This window comes from Vibrio variabilis, assembly GCF_003263785.1.
Classification (GTDB): Bacteria; Pseudomonadota; Gammaproteobacteria; order Enterobacterales; family Vibrionaceae; genus Vibrio; species Vibrio variabilis.
Genome location: NZ_JYJK01000007.1, coordinates 130,727 through 157,604, shown reverse-complemented (window position 1 = coordinate 157,604; position 26,878 = coordinate 130,727). Strand labels below are relative to the sequence as shown.

29 protein-coding genes and 5 pseudogenes are annotated in these 26,878 nt (G+C 44.9%); 14 read left to right on the top strand and 20 right to left on the bottom strand.

Going from position 1 to position 26,878, the window contains the following annotated elements; translation table 11 throughout:
- Positions 1 to 42 precede the first annotated feature (42 nt).
- The 5 genes and pseudogenes from luxQ to TZ48_RS01755 all read right to left on the bottom strand — a co-directional run bounded on the left by luxQ (position 43) and on the right by TZ48_RS01755 (position 5,082).
- Entirely contained in the window at positions 43 to 2,616 is a 2,574-nt protein-coding gene (luxQ, locus tag TZ48_RS01775; RefSeq protein WP_112478033.1) for a quorum-sensing autoinducer 2 sensor kinase/phosphatase LuxQ, read from the bottom strand.
- Between the two features lie 17 nt (positions 2,617 to 2,633).
- Positions 2,634 to 3,737: an autoinducer 2-binding periplasmic protein LuxP gene (locus TZ48_RS01770; RefSeq protein ID WP_112478032.1), complete on the bottom strand. Its 1,104-nt coding sequence runs from the start codon at positions 3,735 to 3,737 to the stop codon at positions 2,634 to 2,636.
- Positions 3,738 to 3,806: 69 nt separating this feature from the next.
- On the bottom strand, positions 3,807 to 4,100 hold the full coding sequence (locus tag TZ48_RS01765) for a GIY-YIG nuclease family protein (protein ID WP_112478031.1): 294 nt from the start codon (positions 4,098 to 4,100) through the stop codon (positions 3,807 to 3,809).
- 64 nt (positions 4,101 to 4,164) lie between these two features.
- Positions 4,165 to 4,829 (bottom strand): annotated as a pseudogene (locus tag TZ48_RS01760) (YceH family protein).
- Between the two features lie 43 nt (positions 4,830 to 4,872).
- The gene (locus tag TZ48_RS01755; protein WP_112478030.1) at positions 4,873 to 5,082 is read right to left on the bottom strand and encodes a hypothetical protein; all 210 of its coding nucleotides are present in this window, start codon (positions 5,080 to 5,082) and stop codon (positions 4,873 to 4,875) included.
- Between the two features lie 190 nt (positions 5,083 to 5,272).
- Here TZ48_RS01755 and TZ48_RS01750 point away from each other — a divergent pair, with 190 nt between their 5' ends.
- The 3 genes from TZ48_RS01750 to TZ48_RS01740 all read left to right on the top strand — a co-directional run bounded on the left by TZ48_RS01750 (position 5,273) and on the right by TZ48_RS01740 (position 6,814).
- The gene (locus TZ48_RS01750; protein ID WP_006072802.1) at positions 5,273 to 5,590 is read left to right on the top strand and encodes a DUF496 family protein; all 318 of its coding nucleotides are present in this window, start codon (positions 5,273 to 5,275) and stop codon (positions 5,588 to 5,590) included.
- A 291-nt stretch (positions 5,591 to 5,881) separates the two neighbouring features.
- A complete protein-coding gene (locus tag TZ48_RS01745) occupies positions 5,882 to 6,130 on the top strand; it encodes a YgjV family protein (protein WP_042495801.1) in 249 nt (82 codons plus the stop codon).
- 330 nt (positions 6,131 to 6,460) lie between these two features.
- Positions 6,461 to 6,814 carry a DUF1428 domain-containing protein gene (locus TZ48_RS01740; RefSeq protein WP_112478029.1) on the top strand — a complete coding sequence of 118 codons (354 nt, stop codon included), beginning with the start codon at positions 6,461 to 6,463 and terminating at the stop codon, positions 6,812 to 6,814.
- A gap of 11 nt (positions 6,815 to 6,825) precedes the next feature.
- On the opposite strand, the gene TZ48_RS25665 is transcribed toward TZ48_RS01740, so the two are convergent.
- From TZ48_RS25665 to TZ48_RS01730, 3 genes are all read right to left on the bottom strand, one after another.
- Positions 6,826 to 7,002, bottom strand: a complete 177-nt coding sequence (locus TZ48_RS25665) for an SOS response-associated peptidase family protein (RefSeq protein WP_275426391.1) — start codon at positions 7,000 to 7,002, stop codon at positions 6,826 to 6,828.
- Positions 6,999 to 7,403: an SOS response-associated peptidase family protein gene (locus tag TZ48_RS01735; RefSeq protein WP_275426390.1), complete on the bottom strand. Its 405-nt coding sequence runs from the start codon at positions 7,401 to 7,403 to the stop codon at positions 6,999 to 7,001. Before TZ48_RS01735 ends, TZ48_RS25665 begins: the two co-directional genes overlap by 4 nt.
- A 349-nt stretch (positions 7,404 to 7,752) precedes the next feature.
- Positions 7,753 to 9,459, bottom strand: coding sequence for a bifunctional metallophosphatase/5'-nucleotidase (locus TZ48_RS01730; protein ID WP_112478028.1), 1,707 nt, complete (start codon positions 9,457 to 9,459; stop codon positions 7,753 to 7,755).
- 251 nt (positions 9,460 to 9,710) lie between these two features.
- On the opposite strand from TZ48_RS01730, the pseudogene TZ48_RS01725 reads away from it, so the two are divergent.
- Positions 9,711 to 11,383 (top strand): annotated as a pseudogene (locus TZ48_RS01725) (DUF2813 domain-containing protein).
- A 79-nt stretch (positions 11,384 to 11,462) separates the two neighbouring features.
- Here TZ48_RS01725 and TZ48_RS01720 read toward each other — a convergent pair.
- Positions 11,463 to 11,974, bottom strand: a pseudogene (locus TZ48_RS01720) (DUF1097 domain-containing protein).
- Positions 11,975 to 12,100: 126 nt separating this feature from the next.
- A complete protein-coding gene (locus TZ48_RS01715) occupies positions 12,101 to 13,006 on the bottom strand; it encodes a LysR substrate-binding domain-containing protein (protein WP_112478027.1) in 906 nt (301 codons plus the stop codon).
- A gap of 394 nt (positions 13,007 to 13,400) precedes the next feature.
- On the opposite strand from TZ48_RS01715, the gene focA reads away from it, so the two are divergent.
- Positions 13,401 to 14,849 (top strand): formate transporter FocA, encoded by a 1,449-nt coding sequence (gene focA / locus TZ48_RS01710; protein ID WP_112478026.1) that lies wholly within the window; start codon positions 13,401 to 13,403, stop codon positions 14,847 to 14,849.
- 93 nt (positions 14,850 to 14,942) lie between these two features.
- Here focA and TZ48_RS01705 read toward each other — a convergent pair whose 3' ends face one another.
- From TZ48_RS01705 to TZ48_RS26585, 4 genes and pseudogenes are all read right to left on the bottom strand, one after another.
- Positions 14,943 to 15,512, bottom strand: coding sequence for a YceI family protein (locus tag TZ48_RS01705; RefSeq protein WP_112478025.1), 570 nt, complete (start codon positions 15,510 to 15,512; stop codon positions 14,943 to 14,945).
- Positions 15,509 to 16,051 carry a cytochrome b gene (locus TZ48_RS01700; RefSeq protein WP_112478024.1) on the bottom strand — a complete coding sequence of 181 codons (543 nt, stop codon included), beginning with the start codon at positions 16,049 to 16,051 and terminating at the stop codon, positions 15,509 to 15,511. The genes TZ48_RS01705 and TZ48_RS01700 overlap by 4 nt, the downstream gene beginning before the upstream one ends.
- Before the next feature lie 170 nt (positions 16,052 to 16,221).
- Entirely contained in the window at positions 16,222 to 16,335 is a 114-nt protein-coding gene (locus TZ48_RS26590; protein WP_338062238.1) for a DUF2164 family protein, read from the bottom strand.
- A gap of 61 nt (positions 16,336 to 16,396) precedes the next feature.
- Positions 16,397 to 16,459, bottom strand: a pseudogene (locus tag TZ48_RS26585) (hypothetical protein); the annotation flags it as partial.
- Between the two features lie 198 nt (positions 16,460 to 16,657).
- Between TZ48_RS26585 and TZ48_RS01690 the strand changes: the two are divergent.
- From TZ48_RS01690 to TZ48_RS01675, 4 genes are all read left to right on the top strand, one after another.
- Positions 16,658 to 17,302, top strand: coding sequence for a helix-turn-helix domain-containing protein (locus TZ48_RS01690; RefSeq protein ID WP_112478023.1), 645 nt, complete (start codon positions 16,658 to 16,660; stop codon positions 17,300 to 17,302).
- Positions 17,303 to 17,359: 57 nt separating this feature from the next.
- A complete protein-coding gene (locus TZ48_RS01685; RefSeq protein WP_112478022.1) occupies positions 17,360 to 17,992 on the top strand; it encodes a hypothetical protein in 633 nt (210 codons plus the stop codon).
- Positions 17,993 to 18,105: 113 nt separating this feature from the next.
- Positions 18,106 to 18,894, top strand: a complete 789-nt coding sequence (locus TZ48_RS01680; protein ID WP_112478080.1) for a lipase family protein — start codon at positions 18,106 to 18,108, stop codon at positions 18,892 to 18,894.
- Positions 18,895 to 19,194: 300 nt separating this feature from the next.
- Positions 19,195 to 19,986 carry an EAL domain-containing protein gene (locus tag TZ48_RS01675; RefSeq protein ID WP_112478021.1) on the top strand — a complete coding sequence of 264 codons (792 nt, stop codon included), beginning with the start codon at positions 19,195 to 19,197 and terminating at the stop codon, positions 19,984 to 19,986.
- Here TZ48_RS01675 and TZ48_RS01670 read toward each other — a convergent pair.
- Both TZ48_RS01670 and TZ48_RS01665 read right to left on the bottom strand, forming a co-directional pair.
- Positions 19,983 to 20,447, bottom strand: coding sequence for a hypothetical protein (locus TZ48_RS01670; RefSeq protein ID WP_239670654.1), 465 nt, complete (start codon positions 20,445 to 20,447; stop codon positions 19,983 to 19,985). The genes TZ48_RS01675 and TZ48_RS01670 overlap by 4 nt on opposite strands.
- Positions 20,383 to 20,805: a hypothetical protein gene (locus TZ48_RS01665; protein ID WP_112478019.1), complete on the bottom strand. Its 423-nt coding sequence runs from the start codon at positions 20,803 to 20,805 to the stop codon at positions 20,383 to 20,385. Before TZ48_RS01665 ends, TZ48_RS01670 begins: the two co-directional genes overlap by 65 nt.
- 137 nt (positions 20,806 to 20,942) lie before the next feature.
- Here TZ48_RS01665 and TZ48_RS01660 point away from each other — a divergent pair, with 137 nt between their 5' ends.
- Genes TZ48_RS01660 through TZ48_RS01650 form a run of 3 tightly spaced genes read left to right on the top strand, consistent with a single transcriptional unit; the run spans position 20,943 to position 22,397 of the window.
- Positions 20,943 to 21,632, top strand: coding sequence for an AzlC family ABC transporter permease (locus TZ48_RS01660; protein ID WP_112478018.1), 690 nt, complete (start codon positions 20,943 to 20,945; stop codon positions 21,630 to 21,632).
- Positions 21,629 to 21,949: an AzlD domain-containing protein gene (locus tag TZ48_RS01655; protein ID WP_112478017.1), complete on the top strand. Its 321-nt coding sequence runs from the start codon at positions 21,629 to 21,631 to the stop codon at positions 21,947 to 21,949. Before TZ48_RS01660 ends, TZ48_RS01655 begins: the two co-directional genes overlap by 4 nt.
- Positions 21,950 to 21,962: 13 nt before the next feature.
- A complete protein-coding gene (locus tag TZ48_RS01650; protein ID WP_112478016.1) occupies positions 21,963 to 22,397 on the top strand; it encodes a DUF3429 domain-containing protein in 435 nt (144 codons plus the stop codon).
- Between the two features lie 36 nt (positions 22,398 to 22,433).
- On the opposite strand, the gene TZ48_RS01645 is transcribed toward TZ48_RS01650, so the two are convergent.
- Positions 22,434 to 22,832, bottom strand: a complete 399-nt coding sequence (locus TZ48_RS01645) for a nitrous oxide-stimulated promoter family protein (RefSeq protein ID WP_112478015.1) — start codon at positions 22,830 to 22,832, stop codon at positions 22,434 to 22,436.
- 28 nt (positions 22,833 to 22,860) lie between these two features.
- A pseudogene (locus TZ48_RS01640) lies at positions 22,861 to 23,342 on the bottom strand (LabA-like NYN domain-containing protein).
- A 128-nt stretch (positions 23,343 to 23,470) separates the two neighbouring features.
- Between TZ48_RS01640 and TZ48_RS01635 the strand changes: the two are divergent.
- A complete protein-coding gene (locus TZ48_RS01635) occupies positions 23,471 to 23,992 on the top strand; it encodes a DUF4174 domain-containing protein (protein ID WP_112478014.1) in 522 nt (173 codons plus the stop codon).
- A gap of 23 nt (positions 23,993 to 24,015) precedes the next feature.
- Here the strand turns inward: TZ48_RS01635 and TZ48_RS01630 are convergent, their stop codons facing one another.
- Together TZ48_RS01630 and TZ48_RS01625 are read right to left on the bottom strand one after the other, a co-directional pair.
- Positions 24,016 to 24,675: a potassium channel family protein gene (locus TZ48_RS01630; protein WP_112478013.1), complete on the bottom strand. Its 660-nt coding sequence runs from the start codon at positions 24,673 to 24,675 to the stop codon at positions 24,016 to 24,018.
- A gap of 19 nt (positions 24,676 to 24,694) precedes the next feature.
- A complete protein-coding gene (locus TZ48_RS01625; RefSeq protein WP_112478012.1) occupies positions 24,695 to 25,213 on the bottom strand; it encodes an NUDIX hydrolase in 519 nt (172 codons plus the stop codon).
- Positions 25,214 to 25,395: 182 nt separating this feature from the next.
- Between TZ48_RS01625 and TZ48_RS01620 the strand changes: the two genes are divergently transcribed.
- Positions 25,396 to 26,853, top strand: a complete 1,458-nt coding sequence (locus TZ48_RS01620) for a DUF3943 domain-containing protein (RefSeq protein WP_112478011.1) — start codon at positions 25,396 to 25,398, stop codon at positions 26,851 to 26,853.
- Positions 26,854 to 26,878 lie beyond the last annotated feature (25 nt).

The window sequence follows — 26,878 nt, the reverse complement described above, 5'->3', positions numbered from 1 at the left end:
GCCGAGGCATCCTTTTTGTTTTCTCTGCCAAGAAGAGGCCTGCTAAGCCGCTAAAAAATGAAACTGCTTAAAGTGACGCAACGCATCGTTAAGCGACTTCTCTTTAATCGGCTTGACGATAACAAAGTCGGCGCCCGCCGCAAAAAACGCTTGGCGTGTCGAAGTTTGGTTGTCCGCAGTACAGGCATAAATCGGCAGTGTCTTGTTATATTCTTGACGTATTTGCTTGGTGATTTCAATTCCCGATACACTTGGTAACTGGTTATCCATTAGTACTAAATCAAAACTCGTGCTATCGATATAGTTAAGCGCCTCTTGGCCATCTTTTGCCCAGACAACGTGCATTCCATACTTTTCACAAAACGCTTTAGCAATAAACGCATTGGTATGGTTGTCTTCGACCAGCAACACCGATATTTCACGATCAAACAGATCGAAATCGATTTCTGTTTCCTCGACCGCGAGCGCAGCCGCACCTTCGACGACTTCAACAGGCAATGTTAACTTAAACTGCGTCCCAACCCCTACTTCACTGGTGAGGGTAATATCACCATCAAGTATGGTTACCAAGTTCCTAACGATAGCTAAACCTAATCCACTGCCCCCGTACTCCCGTGTGGTTGTCGAATCGGATTGAACAAATGGATCAAAAATCTGATCGAGCTGATCTTGCCGTATACCAATACCAGTATCTTCAATCTCTATAAGTAGCTGAGCAGTCTCGTCGGAATGATGACGGTTCATGCTAAATGAGATTTTCACCTGACCGAAATGGGTGAACTTAATCGCATTACTCAGCAGATTAAACAGTATTTGATTAAGACGAACCTGGTCGGTGAACAACACGGTCTCGATTGGAAGCCGATTATCAATCTTCAATGTAATCGATTTTTCATCACATAAAGGTCGGTAAATACCATCAAGTGCGGTCACAATTTCTTTGAAGCTAAAGCTGTGTTTCTCTAGCTTAAAGCTGCCATTTTCAATTTTTGAAAAATCAAGAATGTCGTTTAGCACGGCGAGCAAATGTTCACCGCTGTTACACAGTACGTCGATTTGCTCTTGATAACGTGTTTGCTTGGCTTCTTTTTTCAACAGCTGTGAAATACCTAAAATCCCATTGAGCGGAGTACGTATTTCGTGACTCATTTTAGCGAGGAATTCAGTTCGAGCCACAGCAGCACGCTCAGCTTCTACTCTTGCTTTCTCACTCTGCTTTTCAGCCTCCACCAACTTGGTGATATCCAACCCCTGCGATAACACCAACTTTTTATCTTTACGGGTTTGGATAGACGACAAGTTCCAACGATATACCATGTCATTGATTGGTACATCAATGCCGGTGATGGTCACGCCATGATTCGCCTTATCGACTTGAACCTTCATTTCCTCGACGAATTGACGAAACGGGAGTGCATCACTACTGTCTGCGTTGCGCTCCAAACCCAGTGCTTTTCGAGCAGCAGGGTTGATCTGCAAAATGGTAGAATTTTCGGTCCAAACAATGATTGGAGACAGGGAGAAGTTAAACAGGTCTTGGAACAGCTTTTCTTGCTCAGAAAGCCGCTCAAAGGTATTACCCAAAGTCTTGCCGATATGGTTAAACTCGTGAATAGTCGAACCGGAGAAATGCTCAAACTTCTGCGTGTTACCGGCGATTCGAGTGTAAACCATCAGCTTCGCCAACTCCTTGGTGACTCGACTATTTAACCAACGTCTGGTTATCACGGAAGTAATAGTTATCACTACAAAAGAGAGAAAAATCCAAAACAGGTAATTATTTCTAAGAGCGAGAATGCCCGGATTGCGTTGAACTGAGTAAACCGTGAGCTTAGATAGCTGACTACCGATAGACAGTGGCGTTTCGGTAACGAGTATTTTGTTTAGATCCACTTCTCCACTTTTGATGACCGCTACGACGGACGCTTGCGTGTAGCTGTCGTCAGACGAAATCGAAGAAGCAATCACTGTATCACCATACTTTAGAATGACGTCATCACTATTACTGCCGCGCAACAGGCTCGTTAATAGTCCCGCGTTGTCATCAAGTATGACTCCGACAAATAGCTGTCCAAGCACTTCACCCGAAGAGCGATCAACAATAGGAGTCCTACGCAATAGGATGTGTCTTTCACCGAGTTGCGATCCTGTCTCGACGGTTTTCCAACTATTCGTTTTCCCAGCAGCTACGTGAAGTGTCTCTAGGCTACTTTGCTCAAGACCGTAAAACAGTGCGTTACCGTCATCCCACACAATGTCATTGCTACGTGTGATAAAACGAAAGTCAGGCGCGTGCGAAGGCTGAAGGTTATCCTCTCGCAAAAAGAAGTAGTCGAGTAGCCTGGCATCAAAGGTTTGGAAAAAACTTTCGACGGCATCACTTTTTGCATTACTGTCTTGAAGGATTTGTAAGGAGGCTAAGCGATAATTAAAAAAGTTAACAACCAAAGCACTGGTTTGCCTAGCGCTCTTTTGCACTTCTTCTCGAACGATGTCACGACTTAACTGCCAGCTTTGCATTAGCATTGCGAACGTGAACACCCCCACTACCGTAATCACGGTTCGCGTGATCAGTGTGGCGAGAGTTTTGCGATTATTAAAATCCGTTAATGGCATACAAACTTCACACGCGACTATCGATCAGAATAACGAAATGCTCGAGATTTAAGCTCACTTATTCGTTGAGCACTGTCTTCACTGGTCACTAACTCGAAACTGCCCGAATAGACCTGCGGAACCGGTTTTTTTTCCAGATCCCATTTGATTGCTTCTGCCATAGCCACTCCGGTGTCATCATTCATTCGCATAACAGTGACGTCCAAGTCGCCGCGCTGTATGGCATCCAACTCAGCAGAACCGCCACCCCAACCATTGACAATAACATTGGTTTTTCCAAGTTCACGCAGTGCATCAGTTGCGCCCAGAGCGACATCCGTTGCACAAGCGTAAATAAAGTCTACATTTGGGTGCTGCTGCATCGCATTGAGTGTGGCTTCTCGACCACTCTCTCGATTCGCTTTGGTGTAGTAAGATGTCGCTAAGTTAAAGCTTTTTTGAGCATCCATCTGTTCAATGAAAGTACCGCCACGCGCGTCACTTACATATCCTTCAGAGAAATACAACACTGAGTAGTTTGTTGGATCGCCACCGAAACGCTGTTTGAAATAGTCGGCAAGCAGTAAACTTCCTTTGACGTGGTCAAAGCCCACATACATAAATGGTGGGTTATCAGCCCAGCTTTTCACTGGTGTAGTGATATTTTGTAGGATTAGCTTAGTATCGGTTGAATGCAAAACATGCTCTATGAACTTGCGGTGTCTTGTTGTATCTAAGGTAAAGATCAGATAGCCCGAGTTATTTTTGACCGCTTCCATCAGCGATGCACTTTGTTGTCGGTAGTCTTCGTTAGGGCGAGTGAAAACCTGATTTAGCTCATAGGCAACGCCTAATTCTTCTAATCTAAGCTCAAACGCTTCTATGTTCCTTACCCAATAGTCTGACACCTGCTGGCCAGGATAAACCACAGAAATAGTCACTGGCTCCTTTTGCTCAACCGACAGAGGCACCGCACTTTCTAGCACTGTATTCTGTAATTGTTCAGCAAGCTGTTTTTGTTCCGGGTACGTTTTCAGGAATTGTTGATAATTCCAATAGTCAGACAGGATAGTATTTGCAGAGATTGTGAAAGAAGGCGCTGCAAGCAATATTATGGTGAGAAACGTATGTAATTTGCGCATCTGTTCTGTATATTTTTGTGTTTAAGAACAAGTGTATACAATGAGGTTCAATTCAGCCAGTTTTCAGAATCAAACGCTGACTTTAATGATGAATTTTTCTTCGTTGGCAACTAATTGCTCTTTTTGTTTTTTGCTTAACTTCTTTATCGCGATTTCAGTTTTAAGCGCTTCACTTTTGCTTTGTTGCGTTTGGCTCCAAACCAACTTTAGCGGTCCTCGACCACGCAGTGCTTTTGCGCCTTTACCTGCTTGGTGCTGTTTAAAGCGGCGCTCTAGGTCATTGGTGATGCCACAGTAGAGTTTATCTTCAGCCGTACGAATTAAGTAAACGAACCACTCTGCTTCGGTTGCAATTTCAGACATTGAGAAGTGATTCCATTATCTTACCTATGCGAATAGGAAAAGGCGGCCTAAGCCGCCTTACCCTTTACAGTAACGAGTTTACCAATGCTTTAAGCTCACTGAGCTCTTGCTTCAGGGTTTCAACCTCGGCTTCCAACGCTCAATGCGCGCTTGACCGGCTGGTACTGCAGCGGACGAACTGCCTGACGCTGCTTGCTGAGCAAGTTGTTCAATATCCACTTCACCGCTAAACAAGTGCATATAACGCGATTCGCGCTTACCCGCTTCACGTGGCAGTTTCACCACCAAGGCACCACTTTCGCGTGATGCCATCGCTTCTAGTACCGCCTCCACTTCTTTCACGTCGGTAAATGAACAAAGTCGATTGGTTCTGGTGCGAATTTCACCAGGCGTCTGTGCACCGCGAAGCAACATACAACATACGATGCCTTTTTCCTGTTCATTAAGCTTTAAATCACCAAACTCAGTATTGCAAAAACGGTGTTGGAACTTCGACACGCGGCTGTTGAAGCTACTTTCATCACTCAATAGTCGACGGTTGATCAACGCCGTAGCGGCATCTTGTACATCAGCATCGCTAAGACTCATGACAGGATCGCGATTGCTTTTTTGGTTACAAGCCGTCGTCAAACTATTCAACGTAAGAGGATATTGATCAGGGGTAGTGATTTCTTTTTCGATAAGGCAGCCAATGACGCGCGCCTCAACTGGGGACAGTTCGATGTTCATTATTGTATTCCTTTATAGTCCGCTACAGTGTCACAAAGTAAGCTCAATGCTCCGACAAGAACGGGACTTTTATGAGTTTCCCATCTTGGTCGATCATGACGACTTTACTTCGATTGAGTTCGACTTCAACTACCTCTAGCTTACTACGCTCACAGATGTATGCCCCTTTAAGCCTTTCTTTTGGTGATGGCTTATCGGTTGGGAGGACAATGTTGTTGTCGGGTTCTAATGAAGTTTGAGATAACAGTGACATGAATGACTTTGTGTTAAAAACCTTGCTGTTCTGAAATCATAGCGCTATTCCTTACTGCAACTCAATTGTTTCTTCAACTGAGTGGCGACAAACTAAGCAATAGCCAAGGAGTATTGATCTAAGGTCTGTTATAGATGGGTTTGTTGTGTTTTAATCAAGACAGATACCCACACGAATTAGGAAAGGAAACATGAGTAGCGTATTTGAAATCGTTGCGCAAGCACGTCGCAAGAACAAACTAAAGCGTGAACTGCTAGACAATGAGAAAAAGGTTCGTGACAACCGTAAGCGTGTCGACCTACTAGAAAACCTGATGGACTACATCAAGCCAGAAATGACGCACGATGAAATCGTCACTATCATCAAGAACATGAAAGCAGACTACGAAGACCGTGTTGATGACCACATCATCAAGAGCGCTGAGATTTCAAAAGCTCGTCGTGACATCAGCCGTCGTATCCGTGAGCTGACTGAAGAAGACAAGCAAATGGTTCAAGGTAAGAAATAATTTCTTGTGCCAAATACTAGAGAGCCTGTTCGCAGGCTCTTTTTGATCTCCCGGAACATCTATTGACAGTTTCAACAGTTTTTACGCTCAACTATCCCCTCTCCCGCACTAAAACGTTTGCGTAATCGCTAACCTTCTCCGTATCCAAAATTGACGGTTTCATCACAGAATTTAGGCTGCTATAGTGTCTGCAAATCACGGTAACACCATTCGAGGCAAGGAGCTTCCTCGAGATTCTCATGATGAGAAGAATAGGTACCAGCACCCCTGGCAATATTTGAGGAGGAAATTATGGACTTCAGTATGGTTGAATTACTTGGTTACGCAGCATCGATCATGGTCGCAATCTCATTAACAATGAAAGACATTGTTAAGCTACGCGTACTTAACTTTGTAGGTTGTGCCCTATTTACCGCTTACGGTTTGGCAATCGACTCTATGCCAGTCGTTATTACCAACGGCTTCATTGCATGCGTAAACGTCTATTTCTTGCTACAGATGCAAAAAAAAAGCGGGACGAGCGCTGAATCTAACGCTTAGTCGCCAATTTTGAATTATGCCCCCATTTAAGAAGCCTCGACAATGTCGAGGCTTTTTTTCATCCATACAAACACTAACCAAAGAAACGACTGAACCAAGTGATCTCACCGAACGCAATAAGATCATAGATGGTGAAAAACACAGCTGAAATGACGGCAAGTTTTAGAAGGCGAATCAAAATGAACATGGATTTTCTCTGTGTAACGATTTAGCGTTCAGTGTATCTTCCCCATTGATAGATTGAAACCATCAATACCTGTTGTTATCCGCTAAACTCATGATATTGGTTCATACTATGAGTTAGGTTCTCATTCATTCTAGGAGGCAGTGATGGAATACGTAGATGGTTTTGTAGCGGCAGTTCCAAAAGAAAACAAAGCGTTGTACAAAGAGCATGTCCTGAAGATTGCCTCCGTTTTCAAACAACACGGAGCGCTGTCTGTTATCGAATGTTGGGAAGATGATGTGACTGAGGGACAACTTACCTCTTTTCCTCAAGCGGTAATGAAACAAGACAACGAATGCGTCGTCTTCTCTTGGATTTCATGGCCTTCAAAGGAAGTTCGAGACGCTGGAATGAAGGCTGTGTTTGATGATCCTATGATCCAACAAGAAATGGCTGTTATGCCGTTTGATACAAAACGCCTAATTTATGGTGGATTTTCAGTCTTAGTCAACGAGTAGCCCTAGGTGGTTTAGTTTCCTACCGTAGACACTTTCCAATAGGCATCGTCGACTAAGCGCCTCAGTAGACTTTTGTGGTTGTTGCCAGACGGTAGTAACCAACGTGTTGCGTCTTCAGCAGATAAAATCAATGGCATGCGGTGATGGAACGTCTTGTAGCTCTCTGTTGGTGCGGTCGTTAGTGTCACCACTTGACCTGAATCAGGATAACCCACCGCAGCATATACAGTGGCCGATCATTTGGAGATTGGAAAAGAAATTTGGTTTTAATGCCATTTGACTCCGCTCTCCATTCAAACCAGCCTGAGCATGGGACAATAGCTCGATGAGACGCGTATGCTTGTGAGAAAGTGGGTTTTGTTTGAACGGATTCTGCTTGGGCATTGATGATAAGTTTGTTGCTCCAAAGCGGCTTAATTCCCCAAGCTAAGGGTAATTGAAATAATTGTTCATCATACCCTGCCACCACGCACTCAAGATTTTCAGACGGGAACGCTTCTTCTCTAGGTTGTGCAGAAAACTTAATACCCAGTTGCTCTGAAACATAGTGGCTAAAAGGATCATCGATAATGTTAAGTCGGCCGCACATTGGTTAAATAAACTCCTCGTTCGGCTATATTATAACGTATTGCGTGTGTTTACCCTTGACGCTTCACCTATTCCCCCATAGCTTTAGGACGGAACGCCTTTGCTTGCGCGTCTGGATAGCCGAGAGGATGTTGTACTCGGCCAAACCCCAGACTTTCACTTTAAAGCATACCACTTGGTATCAAGTAAACCAGCAATGACCATGCCCCAATCCATCCAATGACAACAAATGTATCAGCCCAATCTTTGTTCCACATACTCCCTCCGATGAAATGTGGTGGTCACCCATACATAAGTAACAGACGACCTTTACGTAGATTGGTTCAAATAAAGCAAAAACTGTTCCCTAATTATGGAAGCAAGCCCGCGTTTTTTTGTGAATTGAGGCGCACGCTATCCGGCTGTTCCGATAACATCTTGATAAAACAGTCAGCCATGGACCAAGTGGTGATAATCCCGCTATCAAGCATATTTTTTATCGCATCATAGCCTTCTTTGCCTTTCATGGTGTAAGCGCTTGATGTTCCGGTATATACACGATTTTCATCCAATACCTCTCCAGCGACCCGTACATTAAAGACACGTTCTCCTTTTGGTAAGGTTGCGTCATATTGAAAGTCAAGTTGCGAAGTATAGGGGTAACTGCCTGAGCCTGTGCCTTGAACACCATTGCTGTATGCATTATCGAGCGCCCCTTCCAGTATCTTGGGAATATCAATACCTTTAATTCGATACATGCCAATCGGCACAGCGAACGGCAACAGTTTTCCTGCGACATCGGCAACCGACACAGCACCAACACTGAGTGAATTGCGAACGCCGCCCGCGTTATGCATGGCAAAATCTACTGTGTGCCCCAAACTTTGCATCGTGTACAAAAAAGAATGAGCGACTAAGGGAGCAAGTTGACTAGGGCCATACTCATCTGGCAATCGAACATGACGTAATTCGGAGTCTACATGGGCTATTGTCTGATTTTGTAATGCTCTTACCTGAGGCTGGTATTTTTCAGCCAGTACTGCTTTTACCGCAGGATCCTTTCTTACCACAACCACGTGGTCATGGGCATGGATCTGTTGCTTGATTTGTTCAATATCGCTTGCAGAATGCTCACCATGAACATCCATAAATGCGCGACGTCCAACTAGTAGCTCGTTACGTCCTTCAAAACCAATAACTTGACCATTCGCTGCAAAGTCTATTCGACAATGGCCAAGTGTCATAGAGTGATGCCCAGCTTGAACCACGTAGGTCCCATTGATGTGAACGCCATAATGCTCTTGAGACTTGAGCCCTAGCGCTAAAAAGTCACCCTGTAACACATGGCTATGACCGCCAATGATAAGTCCAATGCCACTTACTTTTTCAGCAAGCGCTAGATCTGCTTCGTACCCCATATGGCTTAACAGAATGATTTTATTGATACCTGTTTTATGAATCGCGTCTACCGTTGCTTTTGCGGTGGCGGCACAAGGCTCAAATGTGGTGTCGCAATCTGGGTTTGCAATATCTGCCATCTTATCGAGCGACAAACCAAAGATTGCAACTCGCTCTTCACCAACCCGCTTTTCAATCCATTTCGCGGTATGTGTTTGATGGTCAAAATCCATCAAATTCGGATGAGATTTTAGAGGGTACTGTTTGCGTAGCTCACCGGATACATTCCAATTCCCAGCGAGAAGAGGAAAATCTATCTCACGCAAAAATTTGCCAACCGGTTCATTACCCATATCCAGTTCATGATTGCCAAGTGCCATGGCGTCAATACCCAGAGCGTTCAACATGACAGCGTTAGCTTCACCTTTGAACAGCGAAAAGTACAACGTCCCTTGAAAGCAGTCTCCAGCATGCAAAAACAAAAAGTCATCACTGGTATGAGAGTTCTTTAGCTGCTTAACGCGAGCGGCTATGCGTGCAAACCCACCAGCGCTAACATATGGCTGACATTGATGCCCGTTGTGGGCAATGCTTAACGCAAGTGACGTGGGGTCAAAATAAGAGTGTGTATCGTTGATGTGCGCTACTGTGAGCGAAAGAGGCTTGTTGTTTATTGTCATCGCATCTTCTCTTTTATCGTACTAGTGATGGTAGCGTGCTTTATGTGACATTCCAATGAATTTCATGAAATCACATACTGATATCACAGGTCTATTTATGATGTTAATCACATTAATATTGGAGTTGGCGAGATCCAGAACAGCCGCTAACCGGCTGAAATTACTTAGCCATTTATGAGTTTGATTACAGTTGCTTTGTAAAAAGAGGCTTATAATTGAAGTAGATAGTATGACTTTGTTGGGAGAAATGGATGAAGCTAGAACGTATCGATGTATCCGGCTTTCGAGGAATCAAACGCCTCTCCATTGCGCTGGATGATCTCACTACGCTCATTGGAGAGAACACCTGGGGCAAGTCTTCCTTGCTCGACGCATTGAATGTCGCGCTCCCCGCCGACGGTCGCATTTATTCATTCGAAATGAAAGACTTTCACGTTGACCACGCGGCGGCACATCCTCAAACGCGACATCTGCAAATCGTTCTCTCTTTTGTTTCTACTGAACGCAATGAAACCTTGTCCGGGCGCTACCGAAAACTCAAGCCAATTTGGTTTCAAGACGAAGATGGCGCTAATCGTTTCTATTACCGAATCAGTGCAACGCTTGATGGCTATGACATTACTCAGAAGTACAATTTCTTAGATCCCGAAGGCGCTCCCCTAATGCTCCATCATTCGGAAAAAATTGCCCAGGAGCTAATGACGCTGCATCCGGTCATACGATTACGCGATTCCCGTCGTTTGTACCAACAGGAGGGCGTAAACAATGGTAATCCTGTTGCTGCAAGCAGCAATAACGGCAGTGGAAATGGATTGAACGCTCGTTCTGAAAAACGGATCAATAATACAGTCAGACGCTTAATGGCCATTCCTGGACACGTCAATAAGGGGGAGATTAAGAGCAGCCTTACATCGATGAAAGCGCTAGTGGAGCATTACTTCTCATTCAAAAGTCACTCACGTAAGACGACCAAAGGACAGCGTGACGGCGTATTTTTCTCTCGGCCTAACAGTGAACAAAACCTTGCCCAGGTCATAGACGAAACAAGAAACCATCAAACACGACTTCTGCTACTTGGTTTGCTCAATGCTTACCTCCAAGCCAAAGGACCGAATGAACTACGTCGCTGTGCACGGCCGATACTCATCATAGAAGATCCAGAAGGCCGCTTGCACCCTACCCATTTGGCTCGCGCTTGGAGCCTGTTGCAAATGTTGCCCATGCAAAAAATACTCACCACCAACAGTAGCGATTTGCTGGGTGCCGTTCCTTTGCAATCTATAAGGCGCTTAGTAAGGCAATCTGACAAAACCATTACTAAATCCTTAGCCACCAATGGACTCACCAAGGATGAACTTCGAAGAGTCGGATTTCATATTCGATTTCATCGTTCACGAGCTCTATTTGCGCGTTGTTGGTTACTGGTTGAAGGTGAAACCGAAGTATGGCTGTTTAATGAGCTTGCCAACCAATGTGGATATAACTTAGCCGCCGAAGGGGTACAAATCATCGAGTTTGCTCAATCAGGGCTGAGATCGCTCATTAAGGTCGCAAAAGCATTCGGTATTGACTGGCATGTGGTGACCGATGGTGACGCCGCAGGTAAGAAATACGCAGCAACCGTACTTCACCAACTAGACGGTGAGCATCCACGTCATCATCTAACCGAGCTACCAGACAGAGACATAGAGCACTATCTTTACACTCACGGGTTTGAAATTTTCTTTAGGGATCTCATCAAAATCCCTCATGACCACCCGATCCCTCCTAAAAAAGTGGTGGCGCGAGTGCTCAAGAAGTTTGCCAACCTGATTTGGCGCTGGCTATCGTCGCAGAGTGCGAGGAGAAAGGTGTCGATAGTATTCCTGTCTTGATACGGTGGATCCTAAGAAGAGTGATCACAATGGCTAACGGCAACACCTAATCCACTATGACTTCAAAGCAAAGGAAAAGACCCTATCAGAAATTCTGATAGGGTCTTTTTAATTGAGAACAGGCGTTAATCAATCATTCGCTAGTGCCGTTTTAGCATTCGTCGCCTTGGCGTTACTGGTGTCAGAATCACGATTGCTAAGCTGTTTGTGCAACCATAGACCGCTCGCTTTCATTGCATAACCAAATAAGCCACCCAATATCAAAGACGGGACCACGAGTTGCCATGCGCCATCGGCGGCAAATGTGGCGCATGCTCCTATGAACGTGCCAGGGATATACTGAAGCCACGCTCGTTTCGCTTGAATACACATGAAAAATGACACTAAAGCGGTCATTACGTACCCAGCGATTTCCATATTGATCAGTGACGAGCCATGAATGATGACCATTGCCCAAACGACGCCCGACATGTTAGTCAGTAAGCTTTGGGCTAGTCCAGTTACACCATCTTTTGGTGACGCAAAGTAACTGGTACATCCTAAGAAGCCAGCCCAGGACAGCAGCCCCAATGACAAGGCTGCCCACCCCAAATACCGGAAAGAATACCCGTTGTAACGGAAATAGCGATTAATGGACTCATATCGTCGACCAATGATTGATTCAATTTCAATCTAAGGTAACGAATATAGACTCCTATTTAAGCGATCAAAATCACAACAAAAGACATTACATACATTTCATTGCATTAAATTAGTGACTCCGATCACTAAAATACCGACGGTTTGCCTTTCATCATTCTTAACCCCTCTCGTTTAACACATTCCACAAGCGGGTTTTCCGTCATGTCAGCGCGCCAAATAAAGGACAGCGTTCGCTCCATTTCCAGCTCAGGCACATTTAACGCCACCAGTTGACCGGATTCTACAAATCGCTCAACATCCAAATAAGGCAAACACGTTAAATACTGACCATTGGCTACCATACTTCTCAGTACCGGCACGTGTTCGTACTCTCGCCATACATCCAAGTCGGCAATGAGATGATGAATTGAGCTATCAAAAATCTTTCGAGTACCCGAACCATGCTCTCTAAGCACCCAGCGCGCTTGCTCTAATTGAGCTAAGCTTACTCGGTCCCTGCGGGCAAATGGGTGATGTGCTGACGCGACAACCGTTAAGTGGTCACGACACCAAACTTCTTGGTGGATTCGGTTGTCATCACAACGGCCTTCGATAATGCCAAGGTCATACTTATAGTCCAAAACCCCTTCAATCACCGAATCGGTACTCTTTACCCCAAGCGAGATGCGCATCTCAGGGAAATCGTTATCAATGACACTGATAAGATCCGGCACCAAATGCTCTGCTGGCGTTTGGCTGGCACCCAACTTTAATTCACCACTTAGCAAGTGCTGCTCGTAAAAACCCATTTCAATTTGCTGGGCATCTTGCAACAAACGCTTGGCTTTGGGTCTTAACCATACGCCCCAATGCGTCAATGCCATTTGTTTGCCTTGCCTTTCAAACAACGGCCTACCAAGCATTTTTTCTAGCTGTGCCAATGACATACTCGTTGCGGACTGTGTCAATGCCAACTTATCGGCAGCTTGACTCACGCTCCCCGTATCCGCTACGGCATCAAAAACGGCAAGTTGTTTTAATGAATATCGCATCCGTTTTCCTTTCACCACTTCAATCTTAAAACACTGTGTTTCATAGCAAATCCTGAACTGTTTCTATCAGTTTCTTTTATGTCGCCTTTTCGATGTTCGTTCTGTGACGAATTTTTCATCGATTGAGAATCACGACACTCGCTAATCAATCACCAAAAAACAGTACGTTATGGACTTCAGGCCTTATTCTACCTTGTGCAGATAAGTTATCAATATTTCTGATTTCGATTTTAAAAATTATCAATTTTACCACTACCACCAATTGCCCTTAATCTGGATTCGAACACAGCACGGGGCTCTGTTCTCGCACTTACATCTCAATCACTTTTATTTCAATCAAGTAAGGGGTCATGACATGGGCGATTCACACACTAACGAGGTTAAGGAGTAAGGAATGGCATCAGCTAGCTCCGAAAACAATCTGCTCTTCTCACCATTAGAAATGATGGCAGAAGCTGAAAAATTCGCATTAAGTAAAGCTAAAAAGACCAGTGGAATGACAATGAGCCTAGCCATTATGGCGGGCGCCTTTATCGGCTTGGCATTTCTTTTCTACATCACGGTAACGACGGGAAGCGCAGATGCGGGATGGGGCTTAAGCAGGCTAGCTGGCGGTCTTGCATTCAGTATGGGGTTGATCCTCATCGTGATATGCGGTGGCGAACTGTTTACGAGCTCGGTGCTTTCGAGCATCTCTTGGGCAAATAAACAAATTAGCTTTAGCAAAATGCTTTCAATTTGGGGAAAGGTTTACGTTGGAAACTTCATTGGCGCGATGTTCTTGCTTTTGATTGTTTCTGCCGCGGGGCTTTACCAAATGGACAATGGCCAATGGGGACTCAACGCTCTGCATATTGCACAGCATAAACTGCATCACACATGGGTACAGGCTTTCGCTTTAGGTGTTCTATGTAACCTATTAGTGTGTCTTGCAATTTGGCTGACGTTTAGCAGCGCCAACGCGATGACCAAAGCGGCAATGACAGTTTTGCCCGTCGCAATGTTTGTCAGCAGCGGTTTTGAACACTGCGTAGCCAACATGTTTATGGTTCCACTTGGCATTGTGATTCAAAACTTTGCAGGCGCTGAATTCTGGGCAGCAACGGGCACAACCCAAGCACAATTTAGCGACCTAACACCGATTCACTTTTTAACTAACAACCTTATACCAGTCACGCTAGGAAACATTATAGGTGGTTCGGTTTTGGTAGGACTTGCGAACTGGAGTATCTACCGCAGACCACAACTAAAACCAGCAAACGTAACTGCAATTACACAAACCACTGAACTTACGTCAGTAAAGGAGACGCAAATGAACAACAACATCATCGTAAAAGACATCATGAACACTCAACCAGTAACACTAAGCGTTGAAATGCCAACATCTGTTGCCCTAGATACACTTTTGGATCACAACCTTACAAGTGCTCCAGTTACTGACATTGAAGGTCGTTTAGTTGGTTTCTTCTCAGTACACGATGTCATGGTTGATTTGTGGTGCCAAGATTACATCCCTGAGCAAGGTCAAAAAGTGGTAGACCTGATGAACCGTGATGTTGTCGCTATCAATGCGTCTGAGAAATTGGTCGATGTGGCAGAGTTTCTTTGCATCGATAAAGAGCAACTGTATCCAGTAAGTTCAATGGGCATCGCAACAAGCTTCACTACGCTTTCACTAGAAGAGCGTGCGAAAGCGATGAAAGTGAACAAACCCCATGTGTTGCCTGTATTAGAAAGTGGTGTCTTGGTTGGTGTTTTATCAAGAGCTGAAGTAATGAAAGCTGTCCGCCCTATCTACGGCGAGCGCTTGAATGTTGTTGAACGCGAACTTGAATCTGCGTAATACAACACACCCATTTTTGGCTAGGAAATAAGTCGTTTGGCCGAAAAAAGCCCCGGTGTAAAAACCGGGGCTACTTAATTTCAACGACTAAAACTACTTCTGAATACCTTCGACATGCAGCTCCATGTCAACGTAGCTTGATGCGCCCATCACAGGGATTTTGAAATCAGCCAATTCTAAGCGAGTTGTGCCGATGAAACCTGCGCGCTGGCCACCCCAAGGGTCTTGACCTGCACCGATGAACTCCGCCTCAATCGTGATTGGCTGAGTAACCCCGTGTAAAGTAAGCTCGCCCATTACGTCTAGCTTGCCATCACCCTTATCTTTCACGTTCGTGCTCTTGAACGTTGCTTCTTTATACTTACCCGCATCGATAAAATCTGAGCTACGAATATGCTTATCACGCTCTGCGTGGTTTGAGTCAAGGCTGGTTGTATCGACGACAACGTTGACTGTTGACGCTTCGATGTTTGCTGGGTCGTAGCTAAAGTCACCAGAAAATGTGTTAAAACGACCTTTGATAAAGCTATAACCCAGGTGGCTCACTTTGAAGTTGATTGAAGCGTGAGCGCCTTTAGTGTCGATAGCATAGTCAGCAGCGTTTGCACCTAGTGGCAAAAGCATTGCCGCGGCCATTCCAGTAGCGATTAGTGTCTTTTTCATTTCGAAACTCCTAACATTTTCCGAAGAGTGTTGTCTTTGTTTATAAAGTGATGTTTCAACGCAGCTAGCGCATGACCAGCAGCGGCAAGTATGACGAACCAAGCAGCATAGAAATGCACTTCACCCGCAATGTCTGATTGATTTGGGAATAGTTCTCCCAAACCTGGTACGGTAAACCAATTGAAAACGTCGATACCGCGACCGTCTGAGGTAGAGATAAGGTAACCACTAGCAAAAATCACAAACAGGGCAACGTACATAGCAATGTGACCCACTTTGGAACCCACTTTTTCAAACTTATTGCCTTCAACTTTTGGCGCTACCGTTATGTGTTTCCAAACCAATCTGAATACCGTCGCCAATGCCAGCAAAATGCCGACCGAACGATGCCAGTCCGGGGCTGTTTTGTACCATTGACTGTAGTACGTTAGATCAACCATCCACAAACCTATAGCAAACATGCCTATTACCAAGATAGCAGAGAGCCAATGTAACGCTCTTGCTACAGGGTTGTAGTTTTTTACTTCTTTTACCGCCATCGTTAATTCCATGATTCCGTGTGCATTGCCCGTTATGTTAACAACTCATCAACCTATGGGACACAGTATTTACTTAAATTGACACTTTAACGACAACACTCCATTGATGGAGTCATTCAATATTTTTGAACATGTTGTCACTACCTAATTCGATACATACTTTGTGAAATCTATAAGTCATCCGGCATCTCAATTTCGTAAAGCTCATCAGCTATATCGGCGACACGACGATCCAACACCCCTTTGGCATCTTCTAGTCCTTGGTTGTAAAAGGCGGGTCCCAAGTTTTTTTATCAGAAAGTCCAACAGAAATTCGGCATCGAATTGCCCGAGCTCGGATTCGAGTTCTCGGTCAAAGTACTCTTGCAGCTCCGATACAATTGCTGCTCTTTTCTTGGTATCAAACATGTTTAGTCTCGCTTTTTTTTGCAAATTTGATTACCAGTTTGGTGTATAACGTAATGATTTCAAAACTAATTGGTGAATTTACACACTGGATCACACACAAAACCTCTAGCGCGCATCTCATTTTCAAACATTATTAACGCTCTTAGTTTCATTTCTGAAACCCATAAACTAAACTATCAGCGGACATATGGAGGAATCATGGATTACGGCTATCAAGAACGTATAGTAGCGCTGCTCAAGGCAAATAAAATCACCAACCACGAACTTGCTGAAGCCATCGGCAAAGGAAAAGCCACTATTGGTCGATATCTTACTAAAGGCCCTACACGCACCTATCCATCGATAGAAGATTTATCGCTGATTGCCTCCTACTTTAATGTACAACCACATTGGTTGTGTTTTGGCGTAGGCAATCAACACACCGAGCCGAGCGAACTGACTAAGGCTGTAAGCAGTAATGCAACTATGTTACCGGTTTACAGTCGCGCAGAAATTAGCGAGCTGCTCAAAACAGGTAAAGCAGCCAGTAAGGGCTCCATCCCCGTTCCTCCTGAATATAAAGACTGTTTTGCTGTCTTGTACCCAGTTGGAGGAAACGTTTCCTATAAATGGGATTGCGTAGCATTGGTGAACAGAGAGTTGGAGTGGATCAATGACGATATCGTTCTAGCGCGCTTACCGGGAAATCCTCACCCTGACTTTTTTACTTTAGTTAAGGTCGGCACCACTATTCATGTCTGGTACGGTGACGACACATCGAAAAACGCAATACATCAGGTCCAAGACGATGACATTGAGATTTTAGGTGTAGTGCGTAGGGGCACCTGGGAAAAACGGATTTAGGAAGCCAGCGTGGCCTGGTTTAAATCGGGTCATTTATGCAAAGACAAGGAATGAGTCATGCTTCTCGACACAGTGGTACAGAGTTTCAAACGGTTCCAAACCGATTGTCAGGCGTTATGTCTTCAGCACTATCCAGCCGTACACAATGGTGGTTTGACGAGTCGCCACCTCTCTGCAGCTTTCGCTCGGCGACTTAAAGCAGACATACAGCAGCACAAGCTTGATGTCAGCATCACGCCACTCGATGAAGAAGATAACAGCCAATTACGCTGTGCTTATCGAGTCAGTACCGCCTATGGCACCATTTGGGTGTTGGCTTATCACTTTGTTAATGGGAATCAAACCAGTCGCGAGCATGTCTTTTCACTGGTTCAAGAATGGCTAGTGGAATATCAATACGCAGTGCAAAAGCGCGATCTTTTGGTCGTACTCGCCGACCACTGGCTAAGCCGTTGCCATCAGAGTCGTTCGTTGATTAACTGGTGGAGTGACGAACTCCCCGAAGACGACAGCCACTACTTAAAGCAAGGGGTCAAACTGCTCGGATCCGACACCTCGATGAGTCAAGAACTGTCTCAGCGTTGTCAGCTGTACCCAAGTTACGTCACCTATTTGCATCCATTGACCAAGCCTTGCTCGGGTGAACGTGTCATGAAATACGTTCAACTGTACGCTGTCGCATCACTCTAACTGCTCTACACTGTACGCTATCATCACCAAGCCTTGTATTCCCCTTTGTTTGTCATTAAAGCTTCATCAAAACTTTTCATAGTGGCTTTATCCGTTTGCTCACTACCAAGATCGTGAAAAGTTTAAAACGCTATCAATACGAAAAGTATGCCGTACTTTGCAATCTCGCTTACCCAAGAGTGTTTAAGCAAACTCGATATGGTTTTGACCCTAATGGGCAACGCACAGTCGCGAACCGCTTCGGCAAAACCGTTGTGCGAATATTGTGGAGTAAAGATAAAGAAGAAGCCGTCATCGTAATAAAAGGCTCGCATAGCCTGACCGATTGGTTACTTACGTTTGCTATGTGGCAACGCCACTGCAAAGCTTTTGGTTTGAATTATCGAATTCACGCTGGTTTTCACCACATACTCAACCAAGAGAGCCAGCCCACTCATAAAAAAGACCGCCTTGGTATTAGCTTATTTGAACGAACCATTGAGATTGCTTCAGAGCTCATTCAAAGTGGTAAACGCGTCACTATAACCGGTCACTCTTCCGGGGGCGCTATCGGTTGCGTCATCGCCGATGCCCTAGAACAAAAGTACCCTAAATCGATAAAACGTATCGTCACATTTGGTCAACCAGCCATTGGCAACCATAACTTTAAGAGGGGTTTTCGGCTCGCTCACAAAACCTATCGGGTCTGCTGCGACTTGGATATCGTCACTTTCCTGCCACCACTTCCTTTGCTGTATTGGCATGTAGGTAAGGTGTTGTGGCTCTACAACGGACGAATCTATGAAAACACACCTACCCTAGTTCGTCTTGGTCGCTCGTTAGTATCATGGGTCATTCGACCGTTTTCTTATCACTTAATGAGCAAGTATATTCGCAATAAGGACTTCTTTGATGAAAGATAAAATGAGAGCCAGTTCAAATATTTAGTATAAAACCGACAGCAACTCACTCAACTCTCAATTACTTTCATTTATCAAACAAATTTGATCCAACTCACTTATCACACTAATAAAATCTGTAACCATCTAATTTATCAATGTTTATGTCTCAATTTTAAATACTAAACTGAGCAGATAATCGTCAAAGGATATATTTGAAAGAAATTTAAGTGATAACTGTCGAGATTTTTATTCATCGAACAAATTTGACTTGTTTGGCAGCCATGACAAGATGTCAGACATAATTAATCGTTTTGTTAGACCATGCTTTTAACCGAAAAACACCAGTTCAACCAATGTATACGTACCGACGATACCGGCTGTTGCATTGGTCAGTACAAAGACCTGACGCTGAAAAGTGTGTTTCAACCTATCTTTAATGCAGATAATGCCATCATAGGCATGGAAGCACTGGTGAGATTGGTGGATCTCAACGGTGACCCCATCCCACCCAACCTCTATTTTCAAAACGATCAGATTACCCTGGCAGATCAGCTTAACGTAGACAGGTTGAGCCGAGCTATCCACCTTCGAAACTTCAGCATGTCTCAATATCGTGAACGTCTGATTTTCTTAAACTTCTTGCCTATTTCAAGTGAGCGCCTCGCTGCGGAAGGGATACGTTCATCATTATTGATGTCACGCCTGAAAGCGTTACAGCTTGATAGCCGACGTGTAGTGGTAGAGCTCGTTGAACTTACCGCATTTAGCCCTATGTCTCTGGCATCTGCTGCAAAACACTTAAATGAAGAAGAGTTTTTAATTGCCATTGACGACTTTGGCTGCAAAGAATCCAGCCCAGAGCGCGTTGCTCAAGTGAAGCCCAATATATTAAAGCTAGATAGACAACTGCTGGTGGATTATATGGATGGCAACCCTCAGCCACTGTTAAGCGGCATTAAGCTGGCGAAAGCGTGTAAAGCGAAAACCGTCATAGAAGGCGTTGAGACCGCAGCGCAGCTTGAGGCGATGAAAGCGCTTGATATTGATTTTTTCCAAGGGTATCACCTTGCTATGCCGCAAACGCTCTACCCTCGGCTTAAATTGGTGAGCTAGAAACGTTTTCCCAACATGAAGGTGACGCCTTCACGAGTTTTGCCGCTTTGAGCCATTAATGAGGCCTCCCAATTATCGGTAAACTCTTTTTGCATACCCACCATAGTCGACCAGCGACTTGATGTTTGTGTTGCGTTAAAGCGGATGTCCCCCAGCTGACCTTTAAGCTGGCGCTGATAGTCTTGATATTGACCTCCCACCACAATGCGCCAGCCACTGTCGCCAATATTTAGCCCAATCAACGGCGTCACCACCAACGCATCTAGACTAACGCCAACACCCGATACTGACGTTGACACATATTGAGCATCAACGGTCGTGAAGAACTGCTTGTGACCATAGGCCAATGTGGTTCCCACCGCTGTAATGGTTGAGGATGTTGCCATGCCGTTCAATTCAAGGCGCGCTAGATTTCCATTTGAAAAATCGTTCACGCCAATAGAAATATCTGAAGAGGTCACCGCTTTGCCTATCATGCGTTAAAGCCCAAAATGGCAGTATCCAGACGTCGCCACGCAGGGCAACAATGCTCGTCGTATTCGTGGTTTGACTGCCACCATCAGGAAGAATGTCATCAACCGGTTCGCCATCGATTTTAAAATCCCCCAATTGCATCAAGTCTTCTTGCTGATGGGTAAACAATGACAAGCCAACCGGTTTTGGCAGCTTAATTCCCATATCCCTAACTCTGTCACCAAAGAAGGGTAAAGTACGACCGTAATCTTCGTCTTTAACGCCCGTATCATCATTCGATAAAGCCGGCGACACGTAGCTCGCAGAAAGCAGGAAAAAATAGAGGGGAACCAGGGCTCGTTTCATTGGGTTTGAATTCAATTTAGAACAGGGAGCGCGATACTATCAGGGCGTCACGAATAAAAATAATTCTGATTTTGTATGCACTCAACCTTGAAAATCACTGATTTAAATACAACTTAACCAGTTCAAGGAGAGAGTTTATGGAATCATCAAGTTATGTCTCGCGAGCGCTACAGGGATGCATTGCGATGTTGCCGCTAAGTTTAGCGGTTGTGCCGTGGGGATTTTTGGCAGGCTCGTTTGCTATCGACTCCGGGTTAACACCTATGGAAGGACAAGCGATGAGCGCGATTTTATTCGCCGGTGCCGCACAGCTTGTCGCGATGGGAATGATCAAATCCGGAGCCACGCTACTCACTATGGTCGTCACCATCTTTTTTATCACATCACGTCATTTTCTTTATAGCTTGTCGATGCGTAACCACATTGTTGGTTTGCCACTGCGTTGGCGCTTAACCCTTGGCTTTTTACTTACCGATGAACTATTTGCACTCTGCGGTCACCACAAACCAGAGAAGTTTGATCGCTGGTATGCGCTCGGTGCGGGTCTCTCCTTCTATCTCATTTGGAACATCGCGACTATGGTGGGTATCGTCATTGGTGCGCAGATCCCTAACTTACAGCAGTACGGGCTTGAGTTTGCGGTAGCCGCGACATTTATTGCTATTGTGGTACCTAACATCACGACACTGCCGATCTTTCTTGCGGCTGCTTCTGCACTAATCTGTTCAGTTATCTTCGCCGCTATGGGCATAGAACTTGGGCTGGTAATATCAAGTATTGTCGGTATGACGGTTGGGTATATCAGTGAGGGGAAGCTCAAACAATGACTTACTTAATCATTGCCGTGCTTACTGCCATTGTATTTTTAAGCCGCTATTTGTTTCTAGAACCAAGAGTTCCGCTTCGCATCAGTAGCGGCGCGCAGCGATTTTTAGCCTATGCCAGTCCAGCGGTTTTAACAGCGATTTGGGGGCCGATTGTATTTTTACCTCACGGTGAGCTAGCACTGGATGACAACCTGCCTTACCTACTCGCGGCGACCTTCGCCATCGTCTTAGCACGCATTATCAAAGACGTATTAATCACGACCATAGTTAGCATCTTAGTGTTTCTCGTCTTAAACTTGTGGGTATTCAACCACTAATCGCTGAGATGTTATGGAAAACTCACCGTCTAACCTATCGTCTGAGAGAAGCATTACGCTAATGACGTGGCTTGGCTACCTTGGCCTTATCCCATTTAGCCTTTGCATCGCCACATTTACACCTGATGGCACTTTTATGGGTGTTAATACAAGAATGTTATTCTTGTCTTACAGCGCCATCATTTTGAGTTTTCTATGCGGCATTTTGTGGTCGCACGCGCTCACTCATGCTTCGCATAAATTATCGTTTCCCATTCTCGCGCTCAGTAACCTCATTTGTTTAATGGCATGGCTCGTGATTGTCATTACTCCTGAGCAGTTTCGATTAGGGATTGTCGTCGCGCTTGCTGGCTACGTTTGTGTTTGGTTAATCGAGAGAATCAAGTTCAATGCGCTGGGGAATGAGTTTCCAAAACCGTATCAACGACTAAGAAGCATCTCACTGTAGGTGTAGCGGTCGCGCATATTATTGCTTTCGCCGGCGCTATTTAAGCTGGTCTATTTGCTTAGCTTTTCGACGAGCACGGTTCGAGCGACCTGCCTCAGGTTTAGACGGCACATCGCGTCTTTCGTGGATGAGGTGGCGTATTGACAGGATCGGATGCGGCAACAGCATTCTTGGACCTGCGTAGCGCATCACCGCTTTCATTTGCTGTTTTTGCTCAGGTTTATAACAATGGATTGGGCATTTATTGCAGGTTGGCTTGCTCTCTCCATAAGGGCAGCGATCGAGTTTTGTCTCCGCATAAGTGAGTAGCGCTTTGCAGCTCTCACACAGCGCGTTAGAGCCATGCTGCTGTTTACAATAAATCTCCATCATAGCTTTGACGGTTTTAAACTCGGTTTCTAATGCACCAACCAAAATGTCACTGGCTTTTTTCATCACAAACTTTCCCGTGAGAGACCTTAAGCTAACGCGCACCAATTAAAAACGGTTCTTCTATCGCAACAAATTCGTTTGCAGCTTCTATTAAGTGGTTTGCAGTCAAACTCGCAACACCCACTACCGTAACCCGAGATCCGAAGCGTTTCTGAATGCGATCCACCAAAACTTCAAAGTCTCCATCGCCGGAAAGCAAAATCACGTTTTCGACATCACGCGCCATTTCAAACACATCAAGCGCAATACCGACATCCCAGTCCCCTTTTGCACTGCCGTCAGAACGTTGAATAAAGGTTTCAACTGAACATCAAACCCAATCCCACGCAAAATATGGTGAAACTGTCTCTGTTTTGGATCATGGGAAGCAATCGCATAGGCTCTTGCACTTTCAATGTTAAATCGTTCACTGACCCAAGCCCAAAAAGCGTTGTAGTCAAAGCGTGCACCAAACGCCTGTCTGGTGGTGTAGTAGACATTTTGTACGTCCACAAAAATAGCTGCTGAATTCATAGTATTGCGTGTCGTTTTATGATGTTAGCAGTGTAACAAAAATATTGTCCGCAAGTGGAACTTAGTGAGACGAATCTCAGTAGCTAAACTTAACGTATAACCTTTTGGTTGTTTGCTTGGAGGCAATTATGAAAGGCATAGGTATCATAGCCCTTGCGGCACTGTTTAGCGCCACAGCGTGTGGCTACCCAGAATACGCTAAAAAACAAGGCGGCGATGTGGATCCTCACGGTAATTACCATAGCGACCAGCACGGCGCCGAATATCATAGTGGCGGCTACTACCAAGGACTTTCACACCGCAGCGTTATGTATTTTGCACCGAGCAAGGACGTACTTGTCGATGAGTTCCTGTTAGGGACACTCATCAATGAATGCGCTCTCGACGAACGAGATGTTGTCACCATGGTGATCACCAAAGACGGCTTCTCATCACCGAGCTGGGTAAAAGATACGTTTGATTACCACAAGCTGGTTAAAATGTACGACATTCGAGAGGGTGATCACACCGCCGTTTTGATTGGTAAAGATGGAACAGAGAAATTACGTTGGGGGCCAACCACTAATTGGGTTCAAATCAAACAAACGATTGATGATATGCCGATGCGAAGAGCGGAAATGGCTCGAGCAGCAAGCCGCTGCTCGATATAGACAGGTCTATTGAATCAAAAGCGCTACTCGGTCTCTTTTTGAGCAAGATGACTGCTCACTAAGCTCGCAACCATAATTGCTAGGTAAAAACTGCCTGTAATCGACTCCAAAAACACGAAGAAACGCGGGATGGCTAGAGCCGGTGAAATATCGCCATAGCCGACTGTCGTCAGTGTGACAAAGCTAAAGTAAATCACATCGAACAAGTTATCTAGCCAAGGTTTCGCCTCCAACCCGTTAAAAGGCTCAACGAACAGTTCGAGTTGGATCAGATAGATGAATGAGAAAGAGAGACCGAACAGTAGATAAACGCATATTGAGCCAACAATTTGATTGATAGTGACTTGTTTCGGCATGATGACCTGTTTAAGCGCTGAAAACGTCTGGGCTAATACGAAAAACAGTAATGCAAACAAGGTCACCAACGAGAGATCATAGTCCTCGAACAATGAAAACACGCCCGATGTGACTGCTACTATGATCATCACTGCATACCAAGAGCGGTAAAAGGTCTGCTTTCTATGTACACCAACAATCGACGTACTCATGCAAAGAATAATCAAAGCCAGCACATAGTCTTGGGCATCATCTTTAAACTGATGTACCACAGCGCTCAAAAAAAACAGCACCAATAACGACCCAAGTAAAAAGAAGAAGTTATCGTCTTTACTCATCAATTTCATGAAATAGTGTCTCCTGACTCTAAAGCATTTCTTTGGCGATCAAATGCAATAGATACGTTTCTCGCTCAATACTCATGCCTTTCTTATCGCTCTCTGCAATCGTTTTCTCGTTGAAAGCAATGGCCTCATGAATGTTAACCCAAACTGGCTTCATACCATTTTTGACTTCATAGTCTTCATAAGCAGTCTCACCGAGTTCTCGATCCACTTTGCAAGAGTAGCAAAATGAAATCATATGCATCACATCCGCATCGTCTTTGTACCAAGGACGAAACTCTTCATAGATACCAAATGGTTTGATCCCGTGGATGTTTTTAGCGCCCGTCTCTTCTTCTAACTCGCGAACCAAACCTGCAATAACGTCTTCGCCCTCATCAATGCCGCCTCCAGGAAGGGAGTAATCATGATAACGCTCGGTGTAGAGAAGCAGAATATCTTCGCCATCAATGACAATGGCACGAGTCGCGTTTCTTTTTACGATGCTCTTGTTATCAAGATGAGCGATATCTGGGTGAATGGCTGTAGTGAGTTGTCGCATAGTCTTGCTCTGAGTTGGTCTATTTTTCGTGAAGTTTACCACAAAAATATAACTTACAGTTCAATCTCAGTTTCTCATCAAATGGGATGAGACAATCATTTACCAGAGTGTTAACATCCCCACCTCGCTTAAAGGGACGTTAGGCAATAATAGACATAGCACCTAAAAATACCCCAATTATTATGAAACCAAGTACTTTTTTCTTCGCAGCCGCTTTATCTACCACCGATGTTGCTCTTGCAGACGCATCCAATAACGCGGTAACTGAAGCGGATCTCCTTGAACAAGCGACACGCTACGATCAAACACTCACCGACCAGCAGCTCAATACATCGCACCAAGATACCATGAATGCCCTTGGCTATCGTTCGATTTCAACGAATAGTAGTTTTGAAGAGTTGAGGCAAGACGACACGATCACTCAAATCGATTTCAACGAGTCGCCGTACCGAGTCTCCCTTTTCAACCCTCAAAATGGTGAAGATAGTGAAAGGCTTTGGTCTCAAACCAAATCCATTTTTGGTTACGGCGTCGGGGTTGCTGGCGTATTGGCTTTGATGCCTGAGTCAATCACCAACTGGGAAAAACAAGACATCAAACTGATGAACAAGTGGTGGGATAACGTACGTTCTGGACCTGTTTGGGATCGTGATGACCACTTGATCAATTATGTTGGACACCCTTATTTTGGCGGCGTCTACTATCAGGCGGCTCGTAAGTCGGGTTATCGTCAGTGGGACGCGTTTATGTATTCCACGTTGATGTCTACCTTCTACTGGGAATACGGTATAGAAGCATTCGCTGAAGTGCCATCGATTCAAGACCTAGTTGTCACACCCACGCTTGGTTGGGTTTATGGTGAATGGGCGTTTAATAAAGAGAAAGAGATCCGTTTGAGGGGCGGCACGGTAATGGGCTCTGATGCGCTTGGCTCAACCGCACTATTCTTCCTTGACCCCGTAGACAGTTTGGGTCGCGGCGTCAATAACGTGGCAGGCAAAGAGATTATAAAAGCGGGAACGGGTTTTGTTGGTGTGCACTCAAATGTTCTGCGTAATGGTGATGTCGAAACCAAATATCAAATGCAGGTACAATACGCGTTTGGTGCTGGCGAAACGGCCGATGGATTAAAGCGCCGTCAGAGAAAAAGTTACCAGCAACATACCGACGATCCCGTCACTTACGGTATTGTTGGGGTAAGTGCGGGCTTCGCCTATCCGCAGCTTGATAAAGAGCGTAATCTGAAGAACGATTTTGCCCCCGCCTTCACGTTAGGCTTGTACTTTACTCAACAGTTATCTGCGCGACTTGGTTATATGCAAGGTAATTATGAGTCTACAACAAACAACCAAAAGCATATTTACGAGAACTACAGCTTCGACATTCAGTACTATCTATTCGAAAACAATGCGTTTAAGCCTTATCTGAATGCAGGGGTTGGTGAAGCAATGATCGACAAGGATCGCGATACCAAAAAGCTTCAGTGGAATATTGGTACCGGCATCCATTATACACTGAATGCGAATTGGGCAGTTCAAGCCGATTGGAAGTACAACTATCACCGCAATTCAGGTGCTCGTGATCGCTTGTGGGGAACGCGACTCATTTATCGCTTTGGCGAAGGCAACAAGTACATTTAACAGCAGTAAATCAAGTGTTTGTAGG

Bases quoted from the DNA above. Each gene is read 5' to 3' on its own strand.
- TZ48_RS01650 (WP_112478016.1), top strand. From the start codon at position 21,963: ATGGAAAACTCACCGTCTAACCTATCGTCTGAGAGAAGCATTACGCTA.
- TZ48_RS01700 (WP_112478024.1), bottom strand. From the start codon at position 16,051: ATGGCGGTAAAAGAAGTAAAAAACTACAACCCTGTAGCAAGAGCGTTA.
- TZ48_RS01630 (WP_112478013.1), bottom strand. From the start codon at position 24,675: ATGAAATTGATGAGTAAAGACGATAACTTCTTCTTTTTACTTGGGTCG.
- TZ48_RS01735 (WP_275426390.1), bottom strand. From the start codon at position 7,403: ATGTGCGGCCGACTTAACATTATCGATGATCCTTTTAGCCACTATGTT.
- TZ48_RS01705 (WP_112478025.1), bottom strand. From the start codon at position 15,512: ATGAAAAAGACACTAATCGCTACTGGAATGGCCGCGGCAATGCTTTTG.
- TZ48_RS01750 (WP_006072802.1), top strand. From the start codon at position 5,273: ATGAGTAGCGTATTTGAAATCGTTGCGCAAGCACGTCGCAAGAACAAA.
- TZ48_RS01655 (WP_112478017.1), top strand. From the start codon at position 21,629: ATGACTTACTTAATCATTGCCGTGCTTACTGCCATTGTATTTTTAAGC.
- TZ48_RS01740 (WP_112478029.1), top strand. From the start codon at position 6,461: ATGGAATACGTAGATGGTTTTGTAGCGGCAGTTCCAAAAGAAAACAAA.
- TZ48_RS01715 (WP_112478027.1), bottom strand. From the start codon at position 13,006: ATGCGATATTCATTAAAACAACTTGCCGTTTTTGATGCCGTAGCGGAT.
- TZ48_RS01770 (WP_112478032.1), bottom strand. From the start codon at position 3,737: ATGCGCAAATTACATACGTTTCTCACCATAATATTGCTTGCAGCGCCT.
- TZ48_RS01660 (WP_112478018.1), top strand. From the start codon at position 20,943: ATGGAATCATCAAGTTATGTCTCGCGAGCGCTACAGGGATGCATTGCG.
- TZ48_RS01645 (WP_112478015.1), bottom strand. From the start codon at position 22,832: ATGAAAAAAGCCAGTGACATTTTGGTTGGTGCATTAGAAACCGAGTTT.
- TZ48_RS01665 (WP_112478019.1), bottom strand. From the start codon at position 20,805: ATGAAACGAGCCCTGGTTCCCCTCTATTTTTTCCTGCTTTCTGCGAGC.
- TZ48_RS01620 (WP_112478011.1), top strand. From the start codon at position 25,396: ATGAAACCAAGTACTTTTTTCTTCGCAGCCGCTTTATCTACCACCGAT.
- TZ48_RS01755 (WP_112478030.1), bottom strand. From the start codon at position 5,082: ATGTCACTGTTATCTCAAACTTCATTAGAACCCGACAACAACATTGTC.
- TZ48_RS01685 (WP_112478022.1), top strand. From the start codon at position 17,360: ATGCTTCTCGACACAGTGGTACAGAGTTTCAAACGGTTCCAAACCGAT.
- TZ48_RS01690 (WP_112478023.1), top strand. From the start codon at position 16,658: ATGGATTACGGCTATCAAGAACGTATAGTAGCGCTGCTCAAGGCAAAT.
- TZ48_RS01730 (WP_112478028.1), bottom strand. From the start codon at position 9,459: ATGACAATAAACAACAAGCCTCTTTCGCTCACAGTAGCGCACATCAAC.
- luxQ (WP_112478033.1), bottom strand. From the start codon at position 2,616: ATGCCATTAACGGATTTTAATAATCGCAAAACTCTCGCCACACTGATC.
- TZ48_RS01675 (WP_112478021.1), top strand. From the start codon at position 19,195: ATGCTTTTAACCGAAAAACACCAGTTCAACCAATGTATACGTACCGAC.
- TZ48_RS01745 (WP_042495801.1), top strand. From the start codon at position 5,882: ATGGACTTCAGTATGGTTGAATTACTTGGTTACGCAGCATCGATCATG.
- TZ48_RS01765 (WP_112478031.1), bottom strand. From the start codon at position 4,100: ATGTCTGAAATTGCAACCGAAGCAGAGTGGTTCGTTTACTTAATTCGT.
- TZ48_RS01635 (WP_112478014.1), top strand. From the start codon at position 23,471: ATGAAAGGCATAGGTATCATAGCCCTTGCGGCACTGTTTAGCGCCACA.
- focA (WP_112478026.1), top strand. From the start codon at position 13,401: ATGGCATCAGCTAGCTCCGAAAACAATCTGCTCTTCTCACCATTAGAA.
- TZ48_RS01625 (WP_112478012.1), bottom strand. From the start codon at position 25,213: ATGCGACAACTCACTACAGCCATTCACCCAGATATCGCTCATCTTGAT.